23 protein-coding genes are annotated in these 26509 nt (G+C 60.5%); 14 read left to right on the top strand and 9 right to left on the bottom strand.

The annotated features are described in order from the left end of the window. Nucleotides 1-72: 72 nt before the first annotated feature. From GIV35_RS19560 to GIV35_RS19530, 7 genes are all read left to right on the top strand, one after another. Nucleotides 73-1062 (top strand): alpha/beta fold hydrolase, encoded by a 990-nt coding sequence (locus GIV35_RS19560; protein ID WP_105227792.1) that lies wholly within the window; start codon nucleotides 73-75, stop codon nucleotides 1060-1062. Between the two features lie 229 nt (nucleotides 1063-1291). Then, on the top strand, nucleotides 1292-1783 hold the full coding sequence (rraA, locus tag GIV35_RS19555) for a ribonuclease E activity regulator RraA (RefSeq protein WP_014719488.1): 492 nt from the start codon (nucleotides 1292-1294) through the stop codon (nucleotides 1781-1783). Nucleotides 1784-1808: 25 nt separating this feature from the next. Next, complete coding sequence (locus GIV35_RS19550) at nucleotides 1809-2804, top strand: zinc transporter ZntB (RefSeq protein WP_054897192.1); 996 nt, start codon at nucleotides 1809-1811, stop codon at nucleotides 2802-2804. 86 nt (nucleotides 2805-2890) lie between these two features. Further along, entirely contained in the window at nucleotides 2891-3136 is a 246-nt protein-coding gene (locus GIV35_RS19545; protein WP_014719486.1) for a hypothetical protein, read from the top strand. A gap of 2 nt (nucleotides 3137-3138) precedes the next feature. Next, complete coding sequence (locus GIV35_RS19540) at nucleotides 3139-3963, top strand: mechanosensitive ion channel family protein (RefSeq protein WP_003193288.1); 825 nt, start codon at nucleotides 3139-3141, stop codon at nucleotides 3961-3963. A gap of 87 nt (nucleotides 3964-4050) precedes the next feature. After that, nucleotides 4051-4641 (top strand): RNA polymerase sigma factor SigX, encoded by a 591-nt coding sequence (sigX, locus tag GIV35_RS19535; protein WP_046382425.1) that lies wholly within the window; start codon nucleotides 4051-4053, stop codon nucleotides 4639-4641. A gap of 107 nt (nucleotides 4642-4748) precedes the next feature. Next, on the top strand, nucleotides 4749-5729 hold the full coding sequence (locus GIV35_RS19530; RefSeq protein WP_105227786.1) for an OmpA family protein: 981 nt from the start codon (nucleotides 4749-4751) through the stop codon (nucleotides 5727-5729). A gap of 57 nt (nucleotides 5730-5786) precedes the next feature. On the opposite strand, the gene cobA is transcribed toward GIV35_RS19530, so the two are convergent. The 8 genes from cobA to GIV35_RS19490 form a co-directional block, all read right to left on the bottom strand. Then, entirely contained in the window at nucleotides 5787-6530 is a 744-nt protein-coding gene (cobA, locus tag GIV35_RS19525; protein WP_236264462.1) for a uroporphyrinogen-III C-methyltransferase, read from the bottom strand. Between the two features lie 10 nt (nucleotides 6531-6540). Further along, the gene (locus GIV35_RS19520) at nucleotides 6541-9249 is read right to left on the bottom strand and encodes a nitrate reductase (RefSeq protein ID WP_223023632.1); all 2709 of its coding nucleotides are present in this window, start codon (nucleotides 9247-9249) and stop codon (nucleotides 6541-6543) included. Continuing rightward, a complete protein-coding gene (gene nirD, locus GIV35_RS19515; protein ID WP_200649260.1) occupies nucleotides 9249-9566 on the bottom strand; it encodes a nitrite reductase small subunit NirD in 318 nt (105 codons plus the stop codon). Before nirD ends, GIV35_RS19520 begins: the two co-directional genes overlap by 1 nt. Then, entirely contained in the window at nucleotides 9563-12016 is a 2454-nt protein-coding gene (gene nirB, locus GIV35_RS19510; protein ID WP_034128365.1) for a nitrite reductase large subunit NirB, read from the bottom strand. Before nirB ends, nirD begins: the two co-directional genes overlap by 4 nt. A gap of 232 nt (nucleotides 12017-12248) precedes the next feature. Next, complete coding sequence (locus tag GIV35_RS19505; RefSeq protein ID WP_236264463.1) at nucleotides 12249-13916, bottom strand: bifunctional protein-serine/threonine kinase/phosphatase; 1668 nt, start codon at nucleotides 13914-13916, stop codon at nucleotides 12249-12251. After that, nucleotides 13916-15127, bottom strand: a complete 1212-nt coding sequence (locus GIV35_RS19500) for a nitrate/nitrite transporter (protein ID WP_032903097.1) — start codon at nucleotides 15125-15127, stop codon at nucleotides 13916-13918. The genes GIV35_RS19505 and GIV35_RS19500 overlap by 1 nt, the downstream gene beginning before the upstream one ends. Nucleotides 15128-15273: 146 nt before the next feature. Then, on the bottom strand, nucleotides 15274-15849 hold the full coding sequence (locus GIV35_RS19495) for an ANTAR domain-containing response regulator (protein ID WP_003193274.1): 576 nt from the start codon (nucleotides 15847-15849) through the stop codon (nucleotides 15274-15276). Between the two features lie 13 nt (nucleotides 15850-15862). Continuing rightward, complete coding sequence (locus GIV35_RS19490) at nucleotides 15863-17062, bottom strand: CmpA/NrtA family ABC transporter substrate-binding protein (protein WP_236264464.1); 1200 nt, start codon at nucleotides 17060-17062, stop codon at nucleotides 15863-15865. A 247-nt stretch (nucleotides 17063-17309) separates the two neighbouring features. On the opposite strand from GIV35_RS19490, the gene GIV35_RS19485 reads away from it, so the two are divergent. The 5 genes from GIV35_RS19485 to GIV35_RS19465 all read left to right on the top strand — a co-directional run bounded on the left by GIV35_RS19485 (nucleotide 17310) and on the right by GIV35_RS19465 (nucleotide 20573). Next, nucleotides 17310-18230 (top strand): secretin N-terminal domain-containing protein, encoded by a 921-nt coding sequence (locus GIV35_RS19485; protein ID WP_236264465.1) that lies wholly within the window; start codon nucleotides 17310-17312, stop codon nucleotides 18228-18230. Between the two features lie 14 nt (nucleotides 18231-18244). Further along, complete coding sequence (locus GIV35_RS19480) at nucleotides 18245-18460, top strand: FliM/FliN family flagellar motor switch protein (protein ID WP_034128368.1); 216 nt, start codon at nucleotides 18245-18247, stop codon at nucleotides 18458-18460. Nucleotides 18461-18624: 164 nt separating this feature from the next. Further along, complete coding sequence (locus GIV35_RS19475; RefSeq protein WP_072447526.1) at nucleotides 18625-19014, top strand: winged helix-turn-helix domain-containing protein; 390 nt, start codon at nucleotides 18625-18627, stop codon at nucleotides 19012-19014. Beyond that, nucleotides 19001-19468: a transglycosylase SLT domain-containing protein gene (locus tag GIV35_RS19470; RefSeq protein ID WP_054897185.1), complete on the top strand. Its 468-nt coding sequence runs from the start codon at nucleotides 19001-19003 to the stop codon at nucleotides 19466-19468. The genes GIV35_RS19475 and GIV35_RS19470 overlap by 14 nt, the downstream gene beginning before the upstream one ends. Nucleotides 19469-19553: 85 nt before the next feature. Next, complete coding sequence (locus tag GIV35_RS19465) at nucleotides 19554-20573, top strand: quinone-dependent dihydroorotate dehydrogenase (protein ID WP_236264466.1); 1020 nt, start codon at nucleotides 19554-19556, stop codon at nucleotides 20571-20573. Between the two features lie 127 nt (nucleotides 20574-20700). Here the strand turns inward: GIV35_RS19465 and rmf are convergent, their stop codons facing one another. After that, a complete protein-coding gene (rmf, locus tag GIV35_RS19460) occupies nucleotides 20701-20916 on the bottom strand; it encodes a ribosome modulation factor (protein WP_002553055.1) in 216 nt (71 codons plus the stop codon). 532 nt (nucleotides 20917-21448) lie between these two features. On the opposite strand from rmf, the gene rlmKL reads away from it, so the two are divergent. Together rlmKL and GIV35_RS19450 are read left to right on the top strand one after the other, a co-directional pair. Then, nucleotides 21449-23713, top strand: a complete 2265-nt coding sequence (gene rlmKL, locus GIV35_RS19455) for a bifunctional 23S rRNA (guanine(2069)-N(7))-methyltransferase RlmK/23S rRNA (guanine(2445)-N(2))-methyltransferase RlmL (RefSeq protein ID WP_034128371.1) — start codon at nucleotides 21449-21451, stop codon at nucleotides 23711-23713. 223 nt (nucleotides 23714-23936) lie between these two features. Continuing rightward, complete coding sequence (locus GIV35_RS19450; RefSeq protein ID WP_236264467.1) at nucleotides 23937-26360, top strand: sensor domain-containing diguanylate cyclase; 2424 nt, start codon at nucleotides 23937-23939, stop codon at nucleotides 26358-26360. The last annotated feature ends 149 nt before the right edge of the window (nucleotides 26361-26509 follow it).

Raw genomic sequence — 26509 nt, 5'->3', positions numbered from 1 at the left:
GGGTGACCGGCATTCTTATCTGTACAGGGCGGGAATCCTTGCGGACGCCGCCCTTTTTTGTGCAAGAGCATTATGCAAAGCAGCAGCCATCTGTTTCCTGTCGCCCTGATCAGTGCTGAACGTCGCGGCGACCTGAGTGAAGACGTCTACCGGCTCAAGCCCGGTAACAGCCCGGACGGCACCGTCGAGCTGGCGGTTACCCGTTTGGGCCTGGCCGATGTCCCGGAAAACCGGGGCACGCCGATTATTTTGTTGCATGGCAGTTTTTCCAACCGGCGTTTCTGGTATTCGCCCAAAGGTATCGGCCTGGGGGCTTACCTGGCGCGTCGCGGATTTGATGTGTGGATCCCGGAAATGCGCGGCCATGGTTTGTCCAAGCGCAATCACGACTACGCCAGAAACCGTGTCGCCGATTACGCGCGCTACGATTTGCCGGCCGTGGGGGCGTTTGTGTGTGAGCAAAGCGGGCAGATTCCGCACTGGATCGGGCATTCCCTCGGTGCCACTACCCTGGCTGCGGCCTTGGGTGGGCGGCACTTGGATGCATCGGCGGTGGCCTCGGTGGCGTTGTTCGGCTGCCAGGTCAGTCGCACCCACTGGCCGTTGAAAATTCCACCGGTGGAGTGGAGTGGTCGCTTTATTCTCAAGCGCCTTGCCCATCTGTCCGGCCCACGCTTCAAGCGTGGGCCCGAGGACGAGCCGGCCGGCGTGATGATCGAAGCGATGCGTTGGAATGGCCTGTTCGGCCGGTTTGGCGATGCCGAGCATGACTGGTGGAAAGGCTTGGCGCAGGTCGATGTGCCGCTGTTGGCGGTGAGCGCAGCGGGAGACCGGCAAGACCCGGACTGGGCCTGCCGCAAGCTCTTCGAGCAAGTGGGTAGTGAGCATCGCCAGTACCTGTGCCTGGGACGCCAGCAAGGTTTCAGCGAGGATTTCGGCCATGTGCAGATGCTGGTCAGTAAAGCGGCCCAGGCCCAAGTGTGGCCTTTGGTCGAGCGTTGGTTGAACGACCCGCTGACACCCTTGTTGGGTACGCAGCCCGAGGTGTCCGCAGCGGTTTGACGAAACGCTCTACCAAGGGCGTTTCACTCTTGAATGGTTGCGGCTAAGATATGACGCGCCACGCGCTTCTGGTCATATTCAGTCGCGTAACGTGTATTGCGTTGCGCTGATCGTGGTTTGATCATGGCCGCCGCCCACCCGCAGGCGCTTAAAGAATGCCTGTCGCGGGGCGTTTTCTTGATGTACACCGTGGATGTTCGACCTCTTCTTTGATGACAGGAGTTTCTCGATGAACCATTACGTGACCCCCGACCTGTGTGACGCCTACCCGGAGCTGGTGCAGGTAGTGGAGCCGATGTTCAGCAACTTCGGTGGCCGAGACTCCTTTGGTGGAGAGATAGTCACCCTCAAATGCTTCGAGGATAACTCCCTGGTCAAGGCGCAGGCTGACCTGCCGGGCGCTGGTAAAGTGCTGGTGGTCGACGGTGGTGGTTCGCTGCGCTGCGCGTTGCTGGGTGACATGATTGCCGAGAAAGCCGCGAAAAATGGTTGGGAAGGGCTGGTGATCTACGGGTGCATCCGTGACGTAGACGTCATCGCCCAGACCGACCTGGGTGTGCAGGCCCTGGCCTCTCATCCGAAAAAAACCGACAAGCGCGGCCTTGGCGACCTGAACGTGCCGGTGACATTCGCAGGCGTGACGTTTCGCCCCGGTGAGTACATTTATGCCGATAACAACGGGGTGATCGTGTCACCCAGCCCGCTGAAAATGCCTGAATAAACTGCCGCAACCGATCGGGGTGAGGATGTTCGAAGAAGAAAACGCGCAATGGGGGCTGGTGCATGCCCTGGTGCTGGACGGTAAAGGCGGTGCGCGTTCGATTGCCCGGACTGAGCTCGACGATTTGCAGTTGCAGCCCCAGGAAAGCCTGTGGCTGCACTGGGATCGCAGCCATCCTCAAACCCAGACCTGGCTGCGTAAATCCAGCGGCCTGAGCGAGTTTGCCTGTGACCTGCTGCTGGAGGAAAACACCCGTCCACGCCTGTTGCCGCTGCCGGACGCCGAATTGCTGCTGTTTCTGCGCGGAATCAATCTCAACCCAGGCGCGGAGCCGGAAGACATGGTGTCGGTGCGCATCTTCGCCGCCGCCAACCGAGTGATTTCTCTGCGTTTGCGCCCCTTGCGCGCTACCGATGAGTTGCTGGTGCAACTGGCAGACGGCAAAGGCCCCAGGACGGCGTCTGAACTCATCCTTTATATGGCTCAGTACCTGACCAACAAAGTGCAGGATCTGGTTGCTGGCTTGTCTGAAATCGTCGATTCCGAGGAAGAAAAACTCGATGCCGACGAACGGTATACCCCGGAGCACGGCAGCGTTCTGCAGATCCGTCGAAGAGCCGCCGGACTCAAGCGCTTCCTGGCCCCCCAGCGGGATATTTTCGCCCAGCTGACACGAATCAAATTGGCGTGGTTCTGCGACGACGATGCCGACTATTGGAACGAACTGCACAACAGCCTGACCCGTTACCTGGAAGAGCTGGAATTGGCCAGAGAGCGCGTGGGGCTTGTGCTGGAGGCTGAAGACCGGCGCTTGAGCCTGCGCATGAACCGCACCATGTACCGATTCGGGATCATCACCGGGATCTTCTTGCCGATGAGTTTTCTTACCGGTTTGCTCGGTATAAATGTGGGCGGCATTCCGTTCTCTGCCAGCCCTTACGGATTCATGATTGCATGCCTGTTGATGGTGTCTGTGGCACTGGGGCAATGGTGGCTGTTTCGACGATTGCGCTGGGTTTGACCTGAATATGACCTGAACGTAAGAAAGGGCCGATGTGACCCGATGAATTTTACCCTCGTCTTTTAAATCACTTGCGAGAGGTCTCTATGCACGATCCGTTCGAACAGTCTTTGCGTGACATGCTCAATGCTTCGCCATCCAACCGTGATGACGATGCCTGCCTGGGCCGCGTACTGAAAACCGCCAACCGTCAGGTAGGGGCGGGTGACCTGTTCGGTTTGCTCGGGCGTTGGTTGCCGGCGTTGATGATGGCCCTGAACAACGGTTCGGCCCATGTATCACCGGTTTCCCGTCGTAAACCTCTTGCTAGCACTGCTGATAAGGCTGATTGAATATGGAACTTGATCTCTGGACCCAGAGCCTGGTCACCGCGATGACCGCATTGTGGACCAAGGTGGCGAATTTCATTCCCAACCTGTTTGGTGCCCTGGTCCTGGTATTGCTGGGTTTTGTCGTGGCCAAGCTGCTCGATACCCTGCTGTCCAAATTGCTCGCCAAACTGGGGCTCGATCGCCTGATGGCCGGCACTGGCCTGACCAAATTGCTCGGCCGCGCAGGGTTGCAAGTACCGATTTCGACCCTGATCGGCAAGATCGTCTATTGGTTCGTTCTACTTATTTTTCTGGTTTCTGCAGCGCAGTCCCTTGGACTTGAGCGAGTTTCAGCTACGCTCGACATGCTGGCACTGTATTTGCCGAAAGTTTTCGGCGGCGCGCTGGTGCTGCTGGTGGGGGTTTTACTCGCGCAACTGGCCAACGGGCTGGTGCGCGGGGCCGCCGAAGGCGTGGGGTTGGACTACGCGGCAGGCCTGGGGCGAATCGCACAGGGGCTGGTGATCATCATCAGTATTTCCGTCGCGATCAGCCAGTTGGAGGTCAAGACTGACCTGCTCAACCACGTTATTGTGATTGTTTTGATTACCGTTGGTCTGGCAGTTGCGCTGGCCATGGGGTTGGGAAGCCGGGAAATTGCCGGTCAGATTCTTGCGGGAATCTATGTGCGTGAGCTGTATCAAGTTGGGCAACAGGTGCGTGTGGGCGAGGTCGAAGGGCAAATCGAGGAGATCGGCACAGTCAAGACGACCGTGCTGACCGATGACGGGGAACTGGTGTCGCTGTCGAACCGGATTCTCCTGGAGCAGCAGGTCAGTAGCCGCTAATCCGGCAAATCCTGCTAATGTACGCCGCCGCAAACCCGGGTGACCGGGTTGCAGCGGACATTGACCTGACTGTCGGCACGACTTGTTTTGAATAAAGCCCAAACGCTGTCCACGCGCTATGACCCCCGTGAGCTCTCTGATGAGGAGTTGGTCGCGCGCTCGCACACGGAGCTGTTTCACGTAACACGCGCGTACGAAGAATTGATGCGCAGGTATCAACGCACTCTGTTCAACGTTTGTTCAAGGTATTTGGGGAACGATAGAGACGCGGATGATGTCTGTCAGGAAGTGATGCTCAAGGTGCTATACGGCCTGAAGAACTTCGAGGGCAAATCGAAGTTCAAGACCTGGCTGTACAGCATCACGTACAACGAGTGCATCACGCAGTATCGGAAGGAACGGCGAAAGCGTCGCTTGATGGACGCTTTGAGTCTGGACCCCCTTGAGGAGGCGTCTGAAGAGAAGACGCCGGCACCCGAGGAGAAGGGCGGACTTGATCGCTGGTTGGTGCATGTGAACCCGATTGACCGCGAAATTCTGGTGCTTCGATTTGTCGCAGAGCTGGAATTTCAGGAAATCGCTGACATCATGCATATGGGTTTGAGTGCTACAAAAATGCGGTACAAGCGTGCTCTTGATAAATTACGTGAGAAATTTGCGGGCGAGACTGAAACTTAGTGCGTAGCAAATATCTCTTACGTGTAGGCAAGTTCTGTTAGACTTGTCGCCGAGTTGTCCCCCGGTTTGTGGGACTGCTTTACAATCACCAGATGGGGATTTAACGGATGAAACTGAAAAACACCTTGGGCTTGGCCATTGGTTCTCTTATTGCCGCTACTTCTTTCGGCGTTCTGGCACAAGGCCAAGGCGCAGTTGAAGGCGAGCTGTTCTACAAGAAGCAGTACAACGATAGCGTTAAGCACATCGAAGACGGCTTCAACCCAGGCGCTCGCATTGGTTACTTCCTGACCGACGATCTGTCGTTGAATCTGTCGTACGACAAGACCAACCACACCCGTTCGAACGACGGCACTGGCAACCAGAAGATCAAAGGTGACACTGGCAGCCTCGTTGCTCAGTACCACTTCGGTCAGGCTGGCGTTGATAGCCTGCGTCCATACGTTGAAGGCGGTTTCGGCCACCAGAGCCGTACCAACGTTAAGGCTGACGGCCACAGCGGTCGCGACCAGACCACTTTCGCTACCATCGGTACCGGCGTGAAGTACTACTTCACCAACAACCTGTACGCTCGTGCTGGTGTTGAAGCTGACTACGGTCTGGACAACGGCAAGTGGGACTACTCCGCACTGGTTGGCCTGGGCGTGAACTTCGGCGGTAACGCTGGCGCAGCTGCTCCAGCTCCTACCCCAGCACCAGCTCCAGAGCCAGTTCCAGAGCCAGAAGCTCCGGTTGCTCAGGTTGTTCGTGTTGAGCTGGACGTTAAGTTCGACTTCGACAAGGCCGTTGTTAAGCCTAACAGCTACGGCGACGTTAAAAACCTGGCCGACTTCATGGCTCAGTACCCAGCTACCAACGTAGAAGTTGCTGGTCACACTGACTCCGTAGGTCCAGACGCTTACAACCAGAAGCTGTCCCAGCGTCGTGCTGACGCTGTTAAGCAAGTCCTGGTTAAAGACGGCGTTGCTCCTAGCCGTGTAAATGCTGTTGGTTACGGCGAATCCCGCCCAGTTGCTGACAACGCAACTGAAGCTGGTCGCGCTGTTAACCGTCGCGTAGAAGCGTCGGTTGAAGCTCAAGCTCAGTAATTACTGAGTAAAGAAAAGCCCGGCTCCGGCCGGGCTTTTTTTCGCCTGCGATTTGCCTCAGGCGCTTGCCGCAGCGGCGATGCTGGCCATCTGTGCGGCGCCGGCAACCTGGCCAATCACCAGGATGGCCGGGCTCTTCAGCGCAAAAGCTTTTGCAGCTTCATGCATGGCCGCCAGGGAGCTGCGGCATTCGCGTTGTTGGGGTAACGAAGCGTTTTCGATCATTGCCACCGGCATATCCGCAGCCATGCCGCCGTTGAGCAGCTGTTCGCGGATTTCTTCCAGCTTGGCCACGCCCATATACACCACCAGCGTGGTTCCACCCTCCGCCAGCGCACGCCAGTTCAGGCTACTGTCGTCCTGGGTATGCGCGGTGACCAAGGTCACTCCACGGCTCACCCCGCGCAAGGTCAAAGGGATGTCACACTGGGTCGCCCCGGCTAGCCCTGAGGTGATGCCATTGACCAATTCCACCTCGACTCCACGCTCGCGCAGCCAGGTTGCCTCCTCGCCACCGCGGCCAAAAATACACGGGTCACCGCCTTTAAGGCGTACTACGCACTTGCCCTGGCGTGCATAACGCAACATCAGGCGGTGAATGAAATCCTGCGGGGTAGAGCGACATCCCCCGCGCTTGCCGACGGTAATTACCCGAGCGCTGGTGCAGTGTTCCAGTACTGTCGGGTTGACCAGATCATCAATCAGCACGACGTCCGCTGCCTGCAGAGCCCGTACCGCTTTCAGGGTCAGCAACTCCGGGTCACCCGGTCCTGCGCCTACCAGCCACACTTTTGCGCTCATGTTGTTCTCCTTACACACTGATGGCGATTGGCTGCGGGTTGCTGGCCAAAAGACGTTTGATTTCCGGCACGCAGGAGCCGCATTGGGTGCCGCAGCCCAGGGCCTGTTTGAGGCCATCCAGGTCCAGGCCGCTGCCGATACCGGCACACACGGCGTTTTCGCTGACGTTCTTGCAGTTGCACACAATCTTGTTGCTGGCCGTTGTACCGCCCGGCGGCGCGCTCAAGGGCGCCAGTAACCAGCGCCGCAGTTGCTCGTCGGCCCGGCCTTCCAGCCACAGGCTTTGCAGCCAGTGACGGGCCAGTGTTTCGCCGGCCAGGCGCAGGGCGGTGATGCGACCTTTCTCGATTTTTACGCGCTTGCCGATTGAGCGGCGCGGGTCGTCATAGGCCATTACCGGGCCGTCGTTGAGGCCCAGCAGGTGGTCGATACGGGTCAAGAGTTGCAGGTCGGGCGCCTCGGTATGCGCGGCGCGCACCAGCAGCGCGGGGCGTTCACGGCCAGCCAGGCTCAGGCTGACGTAGGCAAAGGTTTCACACAGTGGGCGCAAGGCTTCGAAGTGCTGCTGTACATCGCCTTCGATCAGCGCAAACAGCTGCCACGGCAGTTGCACTGCTTCCAGGCGCACGCCGCTGTGCTTGAGCTCCGGCTGCTTGGACAAAGGGTCGAACGCCGGTTGAGTGAGGGTATTGACGCCGCCCTTGAGAAAGCGGTCGCCCCAGTGCATGGGCAGAAACGCTTGGCCGGGACGCACACTGTCATCGCTGCCGACGGCGACGATCACGCTGCCGCGACGGCTTTTCAGGCTGACCAGGTCACCCTCTTTGAAGCGGTGGCGGCGTAGCTCATCCGGATGCAGGCTCAACAATGCTTCACTGACGTGCCCGAACAGCTGCGCTGCCGTGCCGGTGCGGCTCATGCCGTGCCATTGATCACGCAGGCGACCGGTGATCAGGGTCAGGGGGAATCGCGCATCGCGCTGTTCCTTGGCGGCGCGGTAAGGCTCGGCGACAAATCGCGCCCGGCCCGTGTCAGTAGGGAAAATGCCGTCGGTGTACAAGCGCGACGTACCTGCTTGCGCACCCTCGGGAAACGGCCATTGCTGCGGGCCCAGCCGGTCGAGCAGGGCGTGGCTGATGCCGGACATATCCAGGTCACGGCCTTGGGTCAGTGGTTTGAATTCATCAAACAGCTGCGCCGCTTGCTCAAAGGCGAACAGGCTCGGCAGCCCTGGACGCAGACGGCGCTCCAGGCGCTGTGCGAAATCCACCGTGATCGCCCAGTCCGCGCGAGCTTCACCCGGTGGGTTGATGGCGCGGCGCACGTGGGAAATACGCCGCTCGGAGTTGGTCACCGTGCCGTCTTTTTCACCCCAACTGGCGGCGGGCAGTAGCAGGTCGGCATAGGCGGCGGTTTCGGTGGTACGAAATGCTTCCTGCAACACCACGAACGGGCACGCTGCCAAAGCGGCGCGCACCGCGTTCTGGTCGGGCAGCGATTGGGCAGGGTTGGTACAGGCGATCCACAACGCCTTGATCTTGCCAGCCTGCACCTGTTCAAACAGTTCGATGGCGGTAAGGCCCGTAGTCGCGGGCAGTTGTTCCACGCCCCAATAGGCCGCCACTTCGGCGCGGTGTTCAGGGTTGGCCGCTTCGCGGTGGCCCGGCAGTAAGTTGGACAGGCTGCCGGTTTCGCGCCCACCCATGGCGTTCGGTTGGCCGGTCAGGGAAAACGGCCCGCAGCCCGGCCGGCCAATGGTCCCCGTGGCTAAATGCAGGTTGATCAGTGCACTGTTTTTGGCGCTGCCGGCGGTGGATTGGTTAAGCCCCATGCACCACAGCGACAAAAAGCTGCTGGAGGTGCCCACCCACTGCGCGCACAGGCGCAACTGTTCGACGCTGATGCCGCACAGCTGCGTGACCATCTGCGGCGTGTAGTCATGCACCAGGCGCTTGAGTTCGGCCAGACCGTCGGTGTGGGCCTGGATAAACGCGCGGTCGATCCAGTCTTCCCACAGCAGTAAATGCAAAATGCCGTGGAACAACGCCACATCCGTTCCCGGCAAGATGGCCAAGTGCAGGTCGGCCAAGTCGCAGGTGTCAGTACGCCGAGGGTCAATCACCAGCACTTTCATCTGCGGGCGTTGCGCCTTGGCTTGCTCCAGGCGTCGGAACAATACCGGGTGGGCGTAGGCCATATTGCTGCCGACGATCATCACGCAGTCGCTGTTTTCCAGGTCTTCATAGCTGCACGGCGGCGCATCGGCGCCCAGGCTGCGCTTGTAGCCGACCACCGCCGAAGACATGCACAGCCGAGAATTGCTGTCGATATTATTGGTGCCCACCAACGCGCGGGCCAACTTGTTGAAGCTGTAGTAGTCCTCGGTCAACAGTTGCCCGGAAATATAGAACGCCACACTGTCGGGCCCGTGTTCGGCAATGGTATCGGCGAACACGTTGGCCGCGTGGTCCAGGGCAGTGTCCCAGTCGGTGCGGGTGCGCGCCAGTTCTTTGCCCAAGCGCAATTGCGGGTAAAGAGCGCGGGCGCTCAAGTCGCCGGTCAGGTGCAGGCTCGCGCCTTTGCTGCACAACTTGCCGAAGTTGGCCGGATGGCTGGGGTCGCCTTGCACCCCCAGGATCTGTTCGCCGTCATGCTCGATCAGCACGCCGCAGCCCACCCCGCAATAACAACAGGTGGACGCGGTGGTCTGGCGGTTCATCAACCCGCGTCCCGCAGGGCCAGCATCACACGGCCGTTTTCGACACGGGCCTGATGATGGTGGGCGCAGCCGATATCCGGGGCCTGGGCTTGGCCAGTCGCCAGGTCGATCTGCCAGTTGTGCAGCGGGCAGGCCACCCGCTTGCCGTAGATCAAGCCTTGGGACAGCGGCCCGCCTTTGTGTGGGCAGCGGTCGTCGAGGGCAAAGACTTCATCGTCACTGGTGCGAAAAATCGCAATGTCACCTTTGGGCCCGCTGATGATGCGCGAGCCCAGGGTGTTGATTTCATCGAGGGCGCAGATATCCAGCCAGTTCATAGCGAGACCTCCAGTTGTTTGACGGGGATCACGTCGAATTCCTTTTTCAGCAGCGGCTGTTCCAGGCGTTCCTTCCATGGGTCCTGCTCGAATGACAACGAGAACTGCAAACGCTCATTGAGGGCCTGGCGGCGGGCCGGGTCTTCCAGCACAGCCTTCTTGATATGCTCCATGCCCACCCGCTGCAGGTAGTGCACGGTGCGCTCCAGGTAGAAGGCTTCTTCGCGGTATAGCTGCAGGAATGCGCCGTTGTATTCGCGTACTTCCTCGGCGGTTTTCACCTTGACGAAGAACTCCGCGACTTCGGTCTTGATCCCGCCGTTGCCACCGATGTACATCTCCCAGCCCGAGTCGACACCGATAATGCCTACGTCCTTGATGCCCGCTTCCGAGCAGTTGCGTGGGCACCCGGAGACCGCCAACTTGACCTTGTGGGGCGACCACATATTGAACAGGTCATGCTCCAGCTCGATGCCCAGTTGCGTCGAATTCTGCGTGCCAAACCGGCAGAACTCGCTGCCCACACAGGTTTTGACGGTGCGGATGGATTTGCCATAGGCATGCCCGGACGGCATATCCAGGTCCTTCCATACCCCTGGCAAGTCCTGCTTCTTGATACCGAGCAAGTCAATGCGCTGGCCGCCGGTGACCTTGACCATCGGCACGTTGTACTTGTCGGCCACATCGGCGATGCGGCGCAGCTCCGAAGGATTGGTCACGCCCCCCCACATTCGTGGGACCACAGAGTAGGTGCCGTCTTTTTGAATATTGGCGTGGGCCCGTTCGTTGATCAGCCGCGATTGCGGGTCGTCCTTGGCTTCGCCGGGCCAGGTGGAGATCAGGTAGTAATTGAGGGCCGGGCGGCAGGTGGCGCAGCCATTGGGGGTGCGCCAGTTCAGGTAGCGCATGGTGCTGTCGATGGTCAGCAGGTGCTGCTCGCGGATGGCCTGGCGGATCTGCCCGTGGTTGAGGTCGCTGCAGCCACAGATGGCTTTTTCACTTTTGGGTTTGACGTCGGCGGCGCCGCCCACGGTGTTGATCAGGATCTGCTCGACCAGCCCGGCACAGGAGCCGCAGGAACTGGCGGCCTTGGTGTGTTTTTTCACCTCATCGACACTGAACAGCCCTTGTTCCTGGATCGCCTTGACGATGGTGCCCTTGCACACGCCGTTGCAGCCGCAGACTTCGGCGCTGTCGGCCATGCTCATGGCTTTGTCCTGGCCTTGGTGGCCGACATCGCCGAGTGCATTTTCACCGAACATCAGATGATCGCGGATTTCACCGATGGCGTGGTTCTCACGGATCTGGCGGAAATACCAGCCGCCATCGGCGGTATCGCCGTACAGGCAGGCGCCGACCAGGATGTCGTCCTTGATCACCAGCTTCTTGTACACGCCGCCAATCGGGTCGGAGAGCGTGATGGTTTCGGTACCTTCGCCGCCCATGAAGTCGCCGGCGGAGAACAGGTCGATGCCGGTGACTTTCAGCTTGGTCGAGGTCACCGAGCCCTTGTAAGTGGCAAAGCCCAATTGGGCCAGGTGGTTGGCGCAGACCTTGGCCTGTTCGAACAAGGGCGCCACCAGGCCATAGGCGATGCCGCGATGGCTGGCGCATTCACCGATCGCGTAGATACGCGGGTCGTAGGTTTGCATCGTGTCGTTGACCAGGATCCCACGGTTGCAGGGGATGCCGGACTTTTCCGCGAGTTCGGTATTGGGGCGGATGCCGGCAGCCATCACCACCAGGTCGGCGGGGATGATGTCGCCATTCTTGAACTGCACCGAGCCGACGCGGCCATTGCCGGCATCGTGCAGGGCCTGGGTTTGCTCGCACAGGCGAAACACCAGGCCGCGGCTCTCCAGTTCGGTTTGCAGTAGCTGGCCGCTGGTCTTGTCCAGTTGCCGCTCCAGCAGCCATTCACCGATGTGCACCACCGTCACGTGCATGCCGCGCAGCATCAGGCCGTTGGCCGCTTCCAGGCCGAGCAGGCCGCCGCCGATCACCACCGCATGCTTGTGGGTCTTGGCGGTGTCGATCATCGCCTGGGTGTCGGCAATGTCGCGGTAACCAATCACGCCCTGCAAGCTGTTGCCGGGAATTGGCAGGATAAACGGCGTGGACCCGGTAGCGATCAGCAGGCGGTCATATTCGGCCTCGGTGCCGTCTTCGGCGATGACTTTGCGCTTGACTCGGTCGATCTGCACCACTTTGCGGTTGAGCAGCAGTTTGACGTTGTTGTCCAGGTACCAATCCAGGTCGTTGAGCACGATCTCTTCGAAGGTTTGTTCACCGGCCAGTACCGGCGACAGCAGGATGCGGTTGTAGTTGGTGTGAGGCTCGGCGCCGAACACGGTGATGTCGTACAGCTCGTTGCTCAGCTTGAGCAGTTCTTCAAGGGTGCGAACCCCGGCCATGCCGTTGCCGATCATCACCAGTTTGAGTTTTTTCATGTCGTTCTCCGCAATGGCTCGACAAATCGTGCGCAAACAAAAAAGGCATCCCCGCTAGTCAGCTAGCGAGGACGCCTTTGTCCTGGTCCCGTTCTATCGGGAAGCTCGGCCCTTCGTCGTTGAAGGAGCGGCTATATGTGGGGTGTTGAGAACGTTAATGCAGCAGCTGTGCCAAGTCCCTATAGCCCAGGTTTACTGGGCGTTTACACGGAGCGTCGGCGTATTCTGCCCGCTAGTGGTGCATCAGCCAGTACAGCAGCACCAGATTGAGTAGCAGCGAAGCCATCGCCAGGGTCTGCCAGACTTTCAAGGGTTCGCGTTCGAGCAAGGGGCGTGGGCGTACGCTCAATTCGCGGCGATCGGCCTGCTCCAGCACCAACAGCCATTCTTCGGCGGTTTCATAACGTTGGGCCGGGACAGCGATCAGCGCTCGTTCCAGGCTATGGGGCAACCACTCTGGCAAGTCAGGGCGATAACGGCTGGCGCTGACGGGTTGGGAAAACCTGGGCCGTTGGAAGGCCTCGATTTCACCGTAGGGGTAATGCCCGGTCAGCAGGTAATACAAGGTCACGCCGACGCTGTACAAATCCTGTTGTGCCGTAGGCTGCTCGCCAGCGAACGCCTCGGGCGCGATGAAACTCGGGGTGCCGGGCAGCAGGTGGGCACGGTCCTCGGAGAGCCCGGGGCAATAGGCCAGGCCGAAGTCCAGCACACGCAGTTCGCCATCTTCTCCCAGCAGCAGGTTTTCCGGCTTGATGTCGCGGTGCAGGATCTGCCGGCGATGCAACAGGCCCACGGCGCGCAGCAAGCGTTCGGCAATCGACTGCCATTGCGCCAACGGCAGCGGGCCTTGTTGTTGGAACAGTTGGGCCAGGGTTTGTCCGGCGTATTCGCGCATCACGTAGTACAAATGCTGACGGCCACTGGCCGCATGCACTTCGGGAAAGGCACGGCCGGCGACCCGGCGCAGAAACCATTCCTCCGACAACAAGGCCTGTGCGGCGTCGGTATCGTCGCAACGCAACGGTAAGGTCTTGAGCAGCCAGGGTTGCCCCTGGGCGTCGTGCACGCGGTACAGCAACGACTGCCGACTCTGCGCCAGCACGCTTTGCACCTGCCAGCCTTCAAAGGTTTGCCCGACTTTCAGTGGTGGCGGCAGCGGCCATTGCTGCAACTGCACCAAGGCGTCGCCGAGGGTGGCCGCGCCGAGTTGATCGATGCGCACCAGCAAGGCGCTGGCGTTGTCTTGGCTACCCGCCAGGTGGGCGGCGTTGACCAGGGTGTTGACGGCCAGCTCGAGGTCGCTTTGTTCGCGCAGGATCGCGCCGATGCTGTGATCGCCCAGCGTGGCCCACACCCCATCGCTGAGCAGCAGGAAACACTCGCCCTCGCGCAACGGGCCATCGAGGAAGTCCAGCACCAGATGCTGATCCAGGCCGAGGGCGCGCTTGAGCACATGTTGCATGCCCGGCTGTTCCCACACATGGTCTTCGCTGATGCGTTGCAACTCGCCGTCAAGCCAACGGTACGCCCGGCAATCACCGACATGGGCCAGGGTGAAACGCTGGCCGCGAAACACCAGGGCGCTGAGGGTGGTGAGCAACGGTTGGCCGCCGCCGTTGGCTTGCAACCAGCGATTTTGCGCCAGTAACAAGCGCTCCAGCGCCTGGGCCACGCCCCAGGTCTGTGGCGTAGCGTAGTAGTCCAGGGCCAGGGCCTGCAGGGTCGAGCGTGCGGCCAGGCCACCGTCGGCGCACTGGCTGACGCCGTCGGCCAGTGCGCACAGGTAGCCTTTGCTCGCGGCCAGTTCCGCCATGGGCGTGACCACCCGCAGCGCATCCTGGTTCTCGCTGCGCGGGCCGATGGCACTGGCCTGGGCGACGCTCAGTTGCAGGCTCATCAGACGCGGGCGGCGGTCACGGCGGCCGAACCCCAGGTGGTTCTCCAGCGCCGTTTCACCCCATGCAGGCCGAACCAGGCCAACACACCGAGGCTGGCGAACAACCACAGGGCCAGTTGATAGCTGCCAGTACTCTGCTTGATGGCGCCCATGCCCGCCGCAAGGGCGAAGCCACCGATGCCACCGGCCATGCCGATCAGGCCGGTCATCACGCCGATCTCACTGCGAAAACGCTGCGGCACCAATTGGAATACCGCGCCATTGCCGGCGCCCAGGCCGAGCATGGTGCAGACGAAAAGCGCCAGCGCTGCGTAGGAGCTGGGCAGGTTGAACCCCACTGCCGCAATGCAGATCACCGCCACGCTGTACATGCCGAGCAGGGTTTTGATCCCGCCGAACCGGTCTGCCAGGGCGCCACCCAATGGGCGCATCAGGCTGCCACCGAACACACAGGCGGCGGTGTAGTAGCCGGCGGTCACCGGGCTCAGGCCGTACTGGTCGTTGAAGTAGCCGGGCAGGGCGCTGGCCAGGCCGATAAACCCGCCGAAGGTCACGCTGTAGAAGAACATGAACCACCAGCTGTCGCGGTCGCCCAGGGCCTTGAAGTAGTCGGCCATGGATTTGGCTTTCGGCCGTTCAGGCGCATTGCGCGCAAGCCAGGCGAATACGATCAGGGTCAGCACCAGTGGGATCAGCGCAAAGCCGAACACATTGCTCCAACCAAAGGCGGCCGCCAGCACGGGCGCCAGCAACGCCGCAAACACGGTGCCGGAGTTACCGGCGCCGGCGATGCCCATCGCCTTGCCCTGATGCTCCGCCGGGTACCACTGTGACGCCAAGGGCAGGGCGACCGCGAAGGACGCACCGGCCATGCCCAGGAACATGCCCAGCAGCAGCGCTTGTTCGTAGCTGTGGATCCCCAGTTTCCAGGCGCAGAACAGCGCCACGATCACAATCACTTGGCCAATCAGCCCGGCGGTCTTGGGCGACAGCTTGTCGGCCAGCATCCCCATCAAGAAGCGCAGCACCGCGCCCGCCAGGATCGGGGTGGCCACCACCAGGCCGCGCTGTTGAGTAGTCAGGTGCAAGTCAGCGGCAATCTGCACCGCCAGGGGGCCCAGCAGGTACCAGACCATGAAGCTCAGGTCGAAATACAGGAACGCGGCAAACAGGGTCGGGGTGTGCCCGGATTTCCAGAAGCTTGATTTCATCACGCACCTCAACGGTTGGGGGTCTAGAAACGAAAAAACGCCGCCACCGGGTTCGCGAGGGCAAACCGGGTGGGCGACGTCTTTGTCGTGAAGGGGCAACCGCCGTTGGCTACCTGTGATAATTCTTTAGCAAGAGCTGAGCCAGATCAGCCGAGCAACTCGCTCATGGCAATAATCTGCTCCGCCACCTGGATCAGTTTCTGTTGACGGCTCATGGCCTGGCGGCGCATCAGGGTGTAGGCCTCTTCCTCGTTGCAGCTCTTCATCTTCATCAGCAGGCCCTTGGCCAACTCGATGCGCTTGCGTTCGGCCAGTTGCTGGTCGCGGGCATGAAGCTGGGCGCGCAGGGCCTGGTCACTCTCGAAGCGCGCCATGGCCACATCGAGGATCGGTTGCAGGCGCTGGGCCTGGATACCTTCGACGATATAGGCACTGACGCCGGACTTGATGGCCTGGCGCATTACATTCGGGTCGTGCTCGTCGGTGAACATCACGATGGGCCGTGGCTGATCGCGGCTGACCAGCACTACTTGCTCCATCACATCGCGCCCGGGTGACTCGGTATCGATCAGGATCACATCAGGACGCACTGTTTCGACGCGTGCGGGCAGGTCGATGGTCAAGCCGGACTCATCGATCACCTCGAAGCCGGCCTCGGTCAATGCGGCCTTGAGGCGCCCGACCTTGCGCGGGGTGTCGTTGATCAACAGGATTCGCAGCATCGTCGGGCTCCTGTCAGCGCAGCGCTTGGCGATTGGCATCATCGGCCAGGGCATGCAGGTGGAAGCTGCGGGCGTAGCCAGCGGGGTCGCTGCCGTCCCAGGTCTTGCCGTCGAGCAACTGGCTGCGGCGCATGTCCGAGTCGCCTGCGTTAATGCCCAGCGCCTCGGCAGCCTGGCGATACAGTGCCAATTGCTGAACTTGCCGGGCAACGCCCAGGTAGTCAGGGTCTTCCCGCAGCAAGCCCCAGCGCCGGAACTGGGTCATGAACCACATGCCATCGCTGAGGTAAGGCAGGTTCACCTCGCCGTCGGCGAAAAAGCGCAGTGCATGGGGATCCTGCCAGTGGTTACCCAGGCCATCGTCATAGTGCCCCAGCAGGCGCGGTTCGATGCAGCCCACAGGTGCGTCGAGGTATTCACTGGCACTGAGCAACTGGGCGGTAGAGCGGCGGTTTTCACGGCTCTGTTCGATAAACCGGCTGGCCTCGAGAATCGCCATGACCAGCACGCGTGCGGTATTGGGGTACGCGTCAGCGAAGGCTTGGGTGCAGCCCAGGACTTTTTCCGGGTGGTCCGGCCAGATTGCCTGGCTGGTCGCCAGGGTAAAGCCCTGGTTCTGTTGCACTGCGCTGGCGCACCAGGGTTCACCCACGCAAAGTCCATCGATGCGTCCGGCTTGCAGGTGCGCCACCATTTGCGGCGGCGGCACCACCACACTGTTCACATCCTGCAATGGATGAATGCCTTGGCTCGCCAGCCAGTAATACAACCACATGGCGTGGGTGCCGGTGGGAAACGTCTGAGCGAAGGTCAGTTTTGTCCGGCTTTGGTGCACATGGCCTTTCAACGCCTCAGGAGTGATCACCCCTTGCTGTTGCAGGCCGTGGGACAGGTTGATGCCCTGGCCATTCTGGTTCAGCCCCATCAGCACTGCCATGGGGCTGGCGGCGACGCCGCCGATGCCCAGGTGTACGGCATAGATCAGCCCGTAGAGACTGTGGGCGGCGTCCAGTTCACCGCTGACCAGCTTGTCGCGCAGGTTGGCCCAGGATGCCTGGCGTTTGAGGTTGAGTGTGAGGCCGTAGGGTTGGGCGAAGCCCTGGGTGGCGGCGACCACCAGCGAGGCGCAATCGGTCAGGGCCATGAACCCAAGGTCCAGGCTGCTCTTTTCCGGGGCATCGCTGCCATTTACCCAAGCCAGCGGATCGTTCATCAATACCTGCCTTTTCTGAAAAAAAAAGCGCCGTTTCCCAGGTTGGCGTTACAGGCCATTGCAGGGGAACGACGCCTTTGTCCGTAGGCCCGTACCGCCGTTGGTGCGAGCCTGATACAGAGTGCATAGCAAGGCACATGCCATGGGTGGGCCGGTGCAACTGGCCGTCAACTTTCCATCATGATTGAACCTCGTGCGCCTCGCAGTATGGCCGCTTCCTCAGGCCAGACCGTCAGGCATTCCCACGGTGCACGCTGATTTCCTCGCAACCCTCAATTGCCGCTGGCAGTACAGCGTGCTGCTGTGCGCCGCGCTGTTGCTGGGCAGCCGCACGGCCTGTGGCGAGGTGTACCAGGCACAGGATGAGGGGCTGCCGGCTTTCTTTGCTGCGTTGTCTGTGTCATTGGGCCTGCCCGTGGTGACCAGCCGTGCCGCGGCTAATAGGCAGGTGAGCGGAGCATTCGATTTTGCGGCGCCGCAACAGGTCATTGAAACGCTCGCCGCGCGCGAAGGCTTGATCTGGCACAGCGATGGCCAAGTGTTGCACGTCTACGCTGCCGACGAAGCGAGAAGCTCGGCGGTGGCGCTGCAACATATTAGTGTCGACAGGCTGCGTGGCATCATGCGACGTGCAGGGCTGGATGAGCCACGTTATCCGCTGCGCGCAAACGGGGCGCGCATGTTCTACGTATCCGGGCCTCCCAGCTATGTCGATCATATATTGCGGCTGACGCAACTGATGGATCGACCCCCTCGCAAGTTGCCAGAGCGCCCGCCTGCATTTGGCGTGGTGCAAGTGGTCAATTTCCCGGTGGAAGATCACTCGCACGGCGTGGGTACCAACAGGGGCCTGGTACCAGGCATGCTCTCGATGATCCATGCCCGGCTATCCCAGGCGCAGAGGGTCCAGTTGGCCGACGGCCGCCTTGCGTTGCTGGCCTATCCGGATACCAACAGTGTGTTGATCAAGGGCTCGCCTGCCCAGGTGAAAGTTATCGAGAAACTGCTGGCCGAGCTGGATGTGGCCCAGGTGCTGAATGAAACTTTGCCAGGGCAGGCGCATGCCGGTGGTGGAGACCCGCAGGCCGGGCCACCTCAGTTGACCGCCGCGCAATATGAGCGTGTGCAACGTGCGTTCCTACGGACGGAGCGCGAGTTTTCCCCCTGAGAAGGCGTTTGTCCATGCACCTGGAAATACTGCTGCAGGAGCAATTGATCAGCCGCAAGCGTTTGGCCGCGTTCGCGCCGGGAAAAGTGCTGCCCTTGGACCCAGGCGTCACACGATGTGTGGAGGTGCGGGTCAATGGACAATTGATGGCGTTAGGTGAGTTGGTGCAGTTGGAGGACCGGCTAGGAGTTGAGTTGCAGGAGACTTTCCAGGAGTGGCTGTCGCGATAAGGGGCGCAAGCGATTTGTCTGACCGGCAGCGGCCCAAAAAAAACCATTGAATGGGTTTTTTCCTAACGCGAGTCTGCGGGGCGGTTTTTATAGTCGTGCCAATGGCAGGTGAGCCGGTTCACACAGTAAGGATTTGAATGTCAGTAGTCGATACAGAGGTGCGTATGGCCGTCGTGACGCAAGAAGCGGCGGCATCCCTGGTCTTCGCTCGCTGGACCTTGCACGGCGATGGTCGGTTGATAGGCGCGGATGCGGATATACAGCTGCCTCCCAAGGAGGGGCAGGTGCTGCGGTTGCTGCTGGCCTCCGGTGGCGCACTGATGACCAAGGACCGCTTGCTGGAACTGGCCTGGCCTCGGGGCGAGGTAGCCGATGAGTCACTTACGCGTTGTATTTATTCCCTGCGCAAGCATTTGAGGGCCGACAAAGGCTTTATCAAGACTATTTATGGCAAGGGCTATCGCTTTACATGCCCGGTACGGGTGGGTGATCAACCGAGGGCTGTCCTGCACCTGTGCGCCGTCTGTGGTCAGGCCAGTAATGTTAAAGGTTAGGGTCGGGGGCAGAGGCCTGTTGTTCAGTGTGCTGATGGGCTGTAACCCGGCATGGGCCTATTGCTGGGAAGAGGCGGCCAGCCGCTACGATCTCGAGCCAGAGTTACTGCAGGCTATCGCCTCAGTCGAGTCGGGTTCCCGTGCGCAAGCAATGAACTACAGCAACCGAAACGGCACACGGGATATTGGCTTGATGCAGATAAACAGCATTCACCTGCCTCGTTTGCTCAAGCAGGGTATTACCGAAGAGCGGTTGTTGAACGAACCTTGCCTGTCGGTGGAAGTAGGCGCCTCGATTCTTGCCGATTTTATACAGCGTTTTGGCTACAACTGGACGGCAGTGGGCGCTTACAACGTTGGGCCCGGCCCCGGCCCTCAGCGTGAGGCATTACGCCTGCGCTACGCCGAGAGGATCTGGGTGCGCTATGAGGCCTTGATGGCGCAGCGTCAATGAGATCGAGTGTCATGCCTCGCATGCAACCCACCGCCGCGGCTATAATCACCGCCACCTTTTACCGCCATCCGAGTCTAGCCCGCCCATGTATAACCTGGCCCGCCAGCTGTTGTTCAAACTTTCCCCGGAAACCTCCCACGATCTGTCCCTGGACCTGATCGGTGCTGGTGGCCGCCTGGGGCTCAATGGCCTGGTATGCAAGGCACCGGCGAAGATGCCGGTGTCGGTGATGGGGCTCGACTTCCCCAACCCGGTCGGGCTGGCAGCCGGCCTGGACAAGAACGGCGCCGCCATCGACGGGTTTGCGCAGTTGGGTTTCGGCTTTGTCGAAATCGGCACCGTGACCCCACGGCCGCAACCGGGCAACCCCAAGCCCCGCATTTTCCGCCTGCCGGAAGCGGAGGCGATCATTAATCGCATGGGCTTCAATAACCTCGGCGTCGACCATCTGCTGTCGCGGGTTCAGGCGGCGAAATACACCGGCATCCTGGGTATCAACATCGGCAAGAACTTTGACACCCCTGTGGAACGTGCGGTGGATGACTACCTGATATGCCTGGACAAGGTCTATGCCCACGCCAGCTATGTCACCGTCAACGTCAGCTCGCCCAACACTCCGGGCCTGCGCAGCCTGCAATTTGGCGATTCCCTCAAGCAACTGCTCGAAGCCTTGCGCCAGCGCCAGGAAGACCTGGCCGTGCGTCACGGCAAGCGTGTGCCCCTGGCCATCAAGATCGCGCCGGACATGAGCGATGAAGAAACCGTACTGGTGGCCCAGGCCCTGGTGGATTCAGGGATGGACGCGGTGATTGCAACCAATACCACCCTCAGCCGCGTGGGTGTCGAAGGCCTGTCCCATGGTGACGAGGCGGGCGGCCTGTCGGGCGCGCCAGTGCGTGACAAGAGCACCCATATCGTCAAGGTGCTGGCGGGCGAGTTGGCTGGGCGTTTGCCGATCATCGCGGTGGGCGGTATTACCGAAGGCAAGCACGCGGCCGAGAAGATCGCGGCTGGCGCCAGCCTGGTGCAGTTGTACTCCGGCTTTATCTATAAAGGGCCGGCGTTGATTCGCCAGTCGGTGGATGCCATCGCTGCCTTGCGCTGACAATCTGCTGGGCAATAAAAAGGGCTCCATAAAGGAGCCCCTGGGCCGAAGCCCGCCGCCCGGATGGGGCGCGCGTGGTTAAGTCGTTACTCGTTCAGAAATGTGTGTCGGAATAAAGTGCCCCTGATTAGCCGACGGCGTGAAGTTCGTTGAGTCTGTGGATGCCCGCAGTGCCTGTCATACCGTCCCAGTTGTCGCCGCGTCCTTCTCGCCAGCCGTTGATCCAGGCTTGGCGTACCGACGGTAGAGTAAATGGGCAAAGCTCACGGGATTTTCCATGAACGCCATATTGATATCCGCGTAAAAATGCTCTTTCCAACGGATCACGCTTAAGTCTTCTCATAGGGTGTTTCCCTCACTTGTTGACTGTCTAGATATCCTTCGGCCTTGTCCAAGGCCGGGCAGAGTTTTTCTGCCGTTGGTGGGCTCGCTGCCGGCGTGGCGAGCCGATGTGTCGGCACCGTTACGGCGCCAACCTGTGTTGAGTTCTAACCAATAGGTCACATGTATTCAATGATCGTTTTGTCATAAGCACGTAACGATAACGATGCTATAGCCATAAGCTGGGATGGTTATTCGCCCCTTTTATAGGGCAAAGCCAGCTATGATGTGCCCTGCACAGAGGAAAGGTTTAATCCCTTGGTGAGAATGACCACCTGTTGCAGTCGGTTATTATTCGACGAAGGGTCGGAATATTTCTTTTTGTTGCACAACATTCTTCTTCTGCCTCGCCAATAAAGGCTCAAGGGCCCGTCAGACGGGGTGGAATGGCACATTCGTGCCACGCGAGCACTCTTCGAGAAAAGTGCTTGATTGAAAACCGAACCGGCGATGCGTCGCCTGTTCACTTATTGCTGAAAAGCCTGGAATGCCCCATGTCGGACCGTTTTGAACTCTTCCTCACCTGCCCCAAGGGCCTCGAAGGCCTGCTGATCGAGGAAGCCGTCGGGCTTGGCCTTGAGGAAGCCCGCGAGCACACCTCGGCCGTGCGCGGCATGGCCGACATGGAAACCGCTTACCGCCTGTGTCTCTGGTCACGCCTGGCCAACCGTGTGTTGCTGGTGCTCAAGCGCTTCCCGATGAAGGACGCCGAAGATCTTTACCACGGCGTGCTGGACATCGAATGGGCTGACCACATGGTTCCCGACGGTACCCTCGCGGTGGAGTTCAGCGGGCACGGCTCGGGCATCGACAACACCCACTTCGGCGCCCTGAAGGTCAAGGATGCGATCGTCGACAAACTACGCACCCCGACCGGCGAACGTCCGTCCATCGACAAGATCAACCCTGACCTGCGCATTCACCTGCGCCTGGACCGTGGCGAAGCCATCCTGTCCCTGGATCTTTCCGGCCACAGCCTGCACCAGCGCGGCTACCGCCTGCAGCAGGGTGCGGCACCGCTGAAGGAAAACCTGGCGGCGGCGATCCTGATCCGCGCCGGCTGGCCGCGTATTGCGGCCGAAGGCGGCGCGCTGACAGACCCGATGTGCGGTGTGGGTACCTTTCTGGTCGAGGGCGCGATGATCGCCGCCGACATGGCCCCCAACCTCAATCGTGAACTGTGGGGGTTCACCACCTGGCTGGGCCACGTCCCGGCGCTGTGGAAAAAACTGCACGCAGAAGCCACTGAGCGCGCCGCTATCGGCATGAACAAGCCGCCGTTGTGGGTGCGTGGCTATGAAGCCGACCCACGCTTGATCCAGCCTGCTCGCAATAACATCGAGCGCGCCGGGCTGAGCCATTGGATCAAGGTGTACCAAGGCGAAGTCGGTACTTTCGAGCCGCGCCCGGACCAGAACCAGAAAGGCCTGGTCATCTGCAACCCACCTTACGGCGAGCGCCTGGGTGATGAAGCCAGCCTGTTGTACCTCTACCAGAACCTCGGCGAGCGCCTGCGCCAGGCCTGCATGGGCTGGGAAGCGGCGGTGTTTACCGGCGCGCCGGACCTGGGCAAGCGCATGGGTATCCGTAGCCACAAACAGTATTCGTTCTGGAACGGCGCATTACCGTGCAAATTGTTGCTGATCAAGGTCAACCCGGACCAGTTCGTCACGGGCGAACGCCGCACTCCTGAACAGCGCCAGGCCGAACGTGAGCAAGCGGCCTACGACCAGGCCCCGAGCGAGCCGGCAGAGCGTCAGTACAACAAGAACGGCAACCCGATCAAGCCCGCCCCGGCCCCCGTGGTGGAACAGGCGCGCTTGAGCGAAGGTGGGCAGATGTTCGCCAACCGTCTGCAGAAGAACCTCAAGCTGTTGGGCAAATGGGCCAAGCGCGAAGGGGTGGATTGCTACCGTGTGTATGACGCTGACATGCCTGAATACTCCATGGCCATCGACCTGTACCACGATTGGGTGCACGTACAGGAATACGCCGCGCCTAAGTCCATCGACCCGGAAAAAGCCTCGGCCCGCATGTTCGATGCCCTGGCGGCAATTCCCCAGGCACTGAATGTCGACAAGAGCCGTGTGGTGGTCAAGCGTCGTGAGCGTCAGAGCGGCACCAAGCAATACGAGCGTCAGAGTGCCCAAGGCAAATTCACCGAGGTCAGTGAAGGCGGGGTTAAGTTGCTGGTCAACCTCACCGATTACCTGGACACCGGCCTGTTCCTCGACCATCGCCCGATGCGCATGCGCATCCAGAAGGAAGCGGCGGGCAAGCGCTTCCTCAATCTGTATTGCTACACCGCCACAGCCAGTGTGCATGCTGCCAAGGGCGGCGCGCGCAGCACCACCAGCGTCGACTTGTCCAAGACCTACCTGGACTGGGCGCGTCGCAATTTCTCCCTCAACGGCTTCTCCGACAAGAACCGCCTGGAGCAGGGTGACGTGATGGCGTGGCTGGAAGCGAGCCGCGATGAATTCGACATGATTTTCATCGACCCGCCGACCTTCTCCAACTCCAAGCGCATGGAAGGCATCTTCGACGTGCAGCGTGACCATGTGCAGTTGCTCGACCTGGCCATGGCGCGCCTGGCGCCGGGAGGCGTGCTGTACTTCTCCAACAACTTCCGCAAGTTCCAGCTGGAAGACAACCTCAGCGAACGCTATGCGGTCGAGGAGATCAGCGACAAGACCATCGACCCGGATTTTGCGCGCAATGCCAAGATCCACCGCGCCTGGAAAATCACCGCACGCTGATTTCCCCTGTAGGAGCGAGCTTCTGTGGCGAGGGAGCTTGCTCCCGCTGGGCTGCGCAGCGGCCCCGGAAGCTTGTGGGCGCTTCGCACCCGAGCGGGAGCAAACTCCCTCGCCACAATAAGCCCGTTGACGGTTTTGCGCTGGTCAAACCCATGACCGATGGCTATAACTTAAGCCCTAGCCAAAGTGACACCCCCGCACACTGGCGCTGTGAGTGTTGCCTATGCCGATGCAAGTCGTTCGCCCGAAAATCCTTGGTTTTATCAGTGAGCAGGCATCGGCTTGGCTGGTGGCATTGGTGGTGTTAGTGGTTGGTAGCGCGCTGACGGTGGTCGTCGCGTGGGCGGCGTCCGACCTGTATCAGCAACAGGTGCGCCAGCGGTTCCAGTTGCTGGTCAACGAGCGCTACAGCCGCATCCAGGAACGTTTTGAAGACCAGGAACAACGCCTGGGCAGCCTGCAGCGTTTCTTCGTCAATTCCGGCGAGGTGTCCCGCGCCGAGTTCGACGGTTTCGCCAAACCGCTGTTGTTGCATGCCCGTGCCTATGCCTGGGCACCACGGATATTTCGCACGCAGCGCAGCCTGTTTGAACAGGACATTTCTCGCCAGCGTGGCATTCCCTTCAGTATCCGCGAACTCAATACCTCCGGTGAATTGGCGCCAGCGGCCGAGCGCGATGAATACGTACCGGTGCTGTACAGCCAGACGCAAAGTTTGCTGGGCTCGCCGCTGGGCTTTGATCTGCTGGCGCAGCCCCTGCGTCGTGCAGCGCTGGAGCGTGCGCAACAAAGCGGCCAGTTGGCGGTGTCACAGCCCATGCAATTGGTGGGGGTGGAGCCCGCTTATGCGGCAGGCGTGTTATTGGTGGCGCCCGTGAGCAAAGTCGTGGGGGCCGAGCCTTATGGTTTTGTGATGGCGGTGATCAGCATGCGCCAGCTGGTGGCCGAGGGGTTGCCCAGGGCCAACCGTGACAATTTGGTGATGCAGATCGTAGACACCTCCGACACCCAGCAACGGGTGTTGTATGCGTCCAGTAACGCGTTGGGCAGCAGTGGCTTGACGGCTGCACGCCGCCTCTCCCTGGGCGATCATGTCTACGCTCTTAGCCTGAGCGCCAGCGAGGTGTTCGACAGGGCCAACCATTCTTCGATGCACGCCATTCTGGCGATGGGCGTGTTGCTCAGCGCCTTGCTCAGTGCGCTGCTTTACATGTTGGTCAGCCAGCGCCAGCGCGCACTGAAATTGGTGGAGCAACGCACCGTTCAATTACGTGCCCGTGAGCAGGAGTTGCGTGGCGCCCATGGGCAACTGCGCAGCGTGTTGAATGCGGCAACTCAAGTGGCGATCATTGCCACTGACCTGCGCGGTGTGATCAACACCTTCAATGCCGGTGCCGAACAGATGTTGGGCTTCAAGGCCGAGGAGGTGCTGGGGCATATGACCTTGGACCGTTTGCATGTGGCCGTGGAACTCGACGCCCGCGCTGAGCCGTTGAGCAGGGCGCTGGGCAAGCGCATTCCGGCGAGCCAGGCGATGCTGGTGGAGAGCCCGGACAGTCAACATGAAGGACGTGAGTGGACGCTAGTGCGCAAGGATGGCAGCCAGTTGACGGTCAACATGTTGCCGACCGTGCTCTTGGATGACCATGGCCTGTGGGTCGGGCACCTGGCGATTTACCTGGATGTCACCGAGCAAAAGCGCGCCTATGAGGCCCTTGCCGTCCGCGACCGCCTGCTGAAAAAACTCAGCGCCCATGTGCCTGGTGGCATCTTCCAGTTCACCCTGGAGCCCCAGGACAACGGGCGTTTCATCTATGCCAGCGAAGGCATGCGCGATATCTATGAAATCGAGCTGGGCATGCTGCAGAAGGATGCGCGCACGGTCCTGGAGCGCATTCACCCTTTGGATCTGGAGCGAGTGCGTGCGTCGATACGCCTTTCTGCGTTGCAACTGAGCCATTGGCGAGAAGAGTACCGCGTGCAATTACCCCTGCGAGGCCTGCGCTGGATTCGCGGCGAAGCGACGCCGGAAGAGTTGCCGGGAGGCGGTACGCTTTGGCACGGTTATGTATCGGATATTTCTGATCTCAAACGGGTCGAGGAAGAACTGCGCGCGCTGTCCATCACCGACTCCCTGACAGGGATCTATAACCGGCGCTATTTCCAGGATCGTCTCAAGGGCGAAATGCTTCGGCTCAACCGTATATCTGGCGCGCTGTCGTTGATCATGCTCGATATCGACCACTTCAAGCGCATCAACGATCAGCACGGCCATGCCGTGGGCGACAGCGTGTTGCAGGAGTTGTGCAAGCGTATCGGCCAACGCTTGCGCCGCACCGATGTGTTTTGCCGGATCGGCGGGGAAGAGTTCGTGGTGCTGTGCCCCAACACCGACGGCGCTCAGGCCTACAGCCTGGCGATACAGTTGTGGCAGTCGTTGCGCGATGCGGCGATGGAACCGGTGGGGGTGGTTACCGCCAGCTTCGGCGTGGCCAGTTGGCGGATCGACGAAGGCATCGATGGGTTGCTGCTGCGCGCTGATTCGGCGGTGTACGTGGCCAAGCAGGCGGGCAGGGATCGGGTGCAGGTATGTGGGAGCGGGCTTGCCCGCGAAGGCGGTGTGTCAGTTGTCGAAGATATCGACTGAACACCCGCTATCGCGGCATAGTTATCTACATAACTCTGTTAGCTCAACGGTAACCACGATGCGAAGCGAGCCGCTCTTGATCTTGATCTGCTTTTGATCTTAGGCGCCCCGTTAAACCACGCTGGCCGGAATTCGACAGGGATTTGGGG

Origin of the sequence: Pseudomonas sp. PA-1-6B (assembly GCF_021609545.1) — a bacterium.
GTDB lineage: Bacteria > Pseudomonadota > Gammaproteobacteria > Pseudomonadales > Pseudomonadaceae > Aquipseudomonas > Aquipseudomonas fluorescens_BV.
The sequence above is the reverse complement of the archived record's forward strand: the minus strand, read 5'-3'. Positions and strand labels throughout refer to the sequence as shown.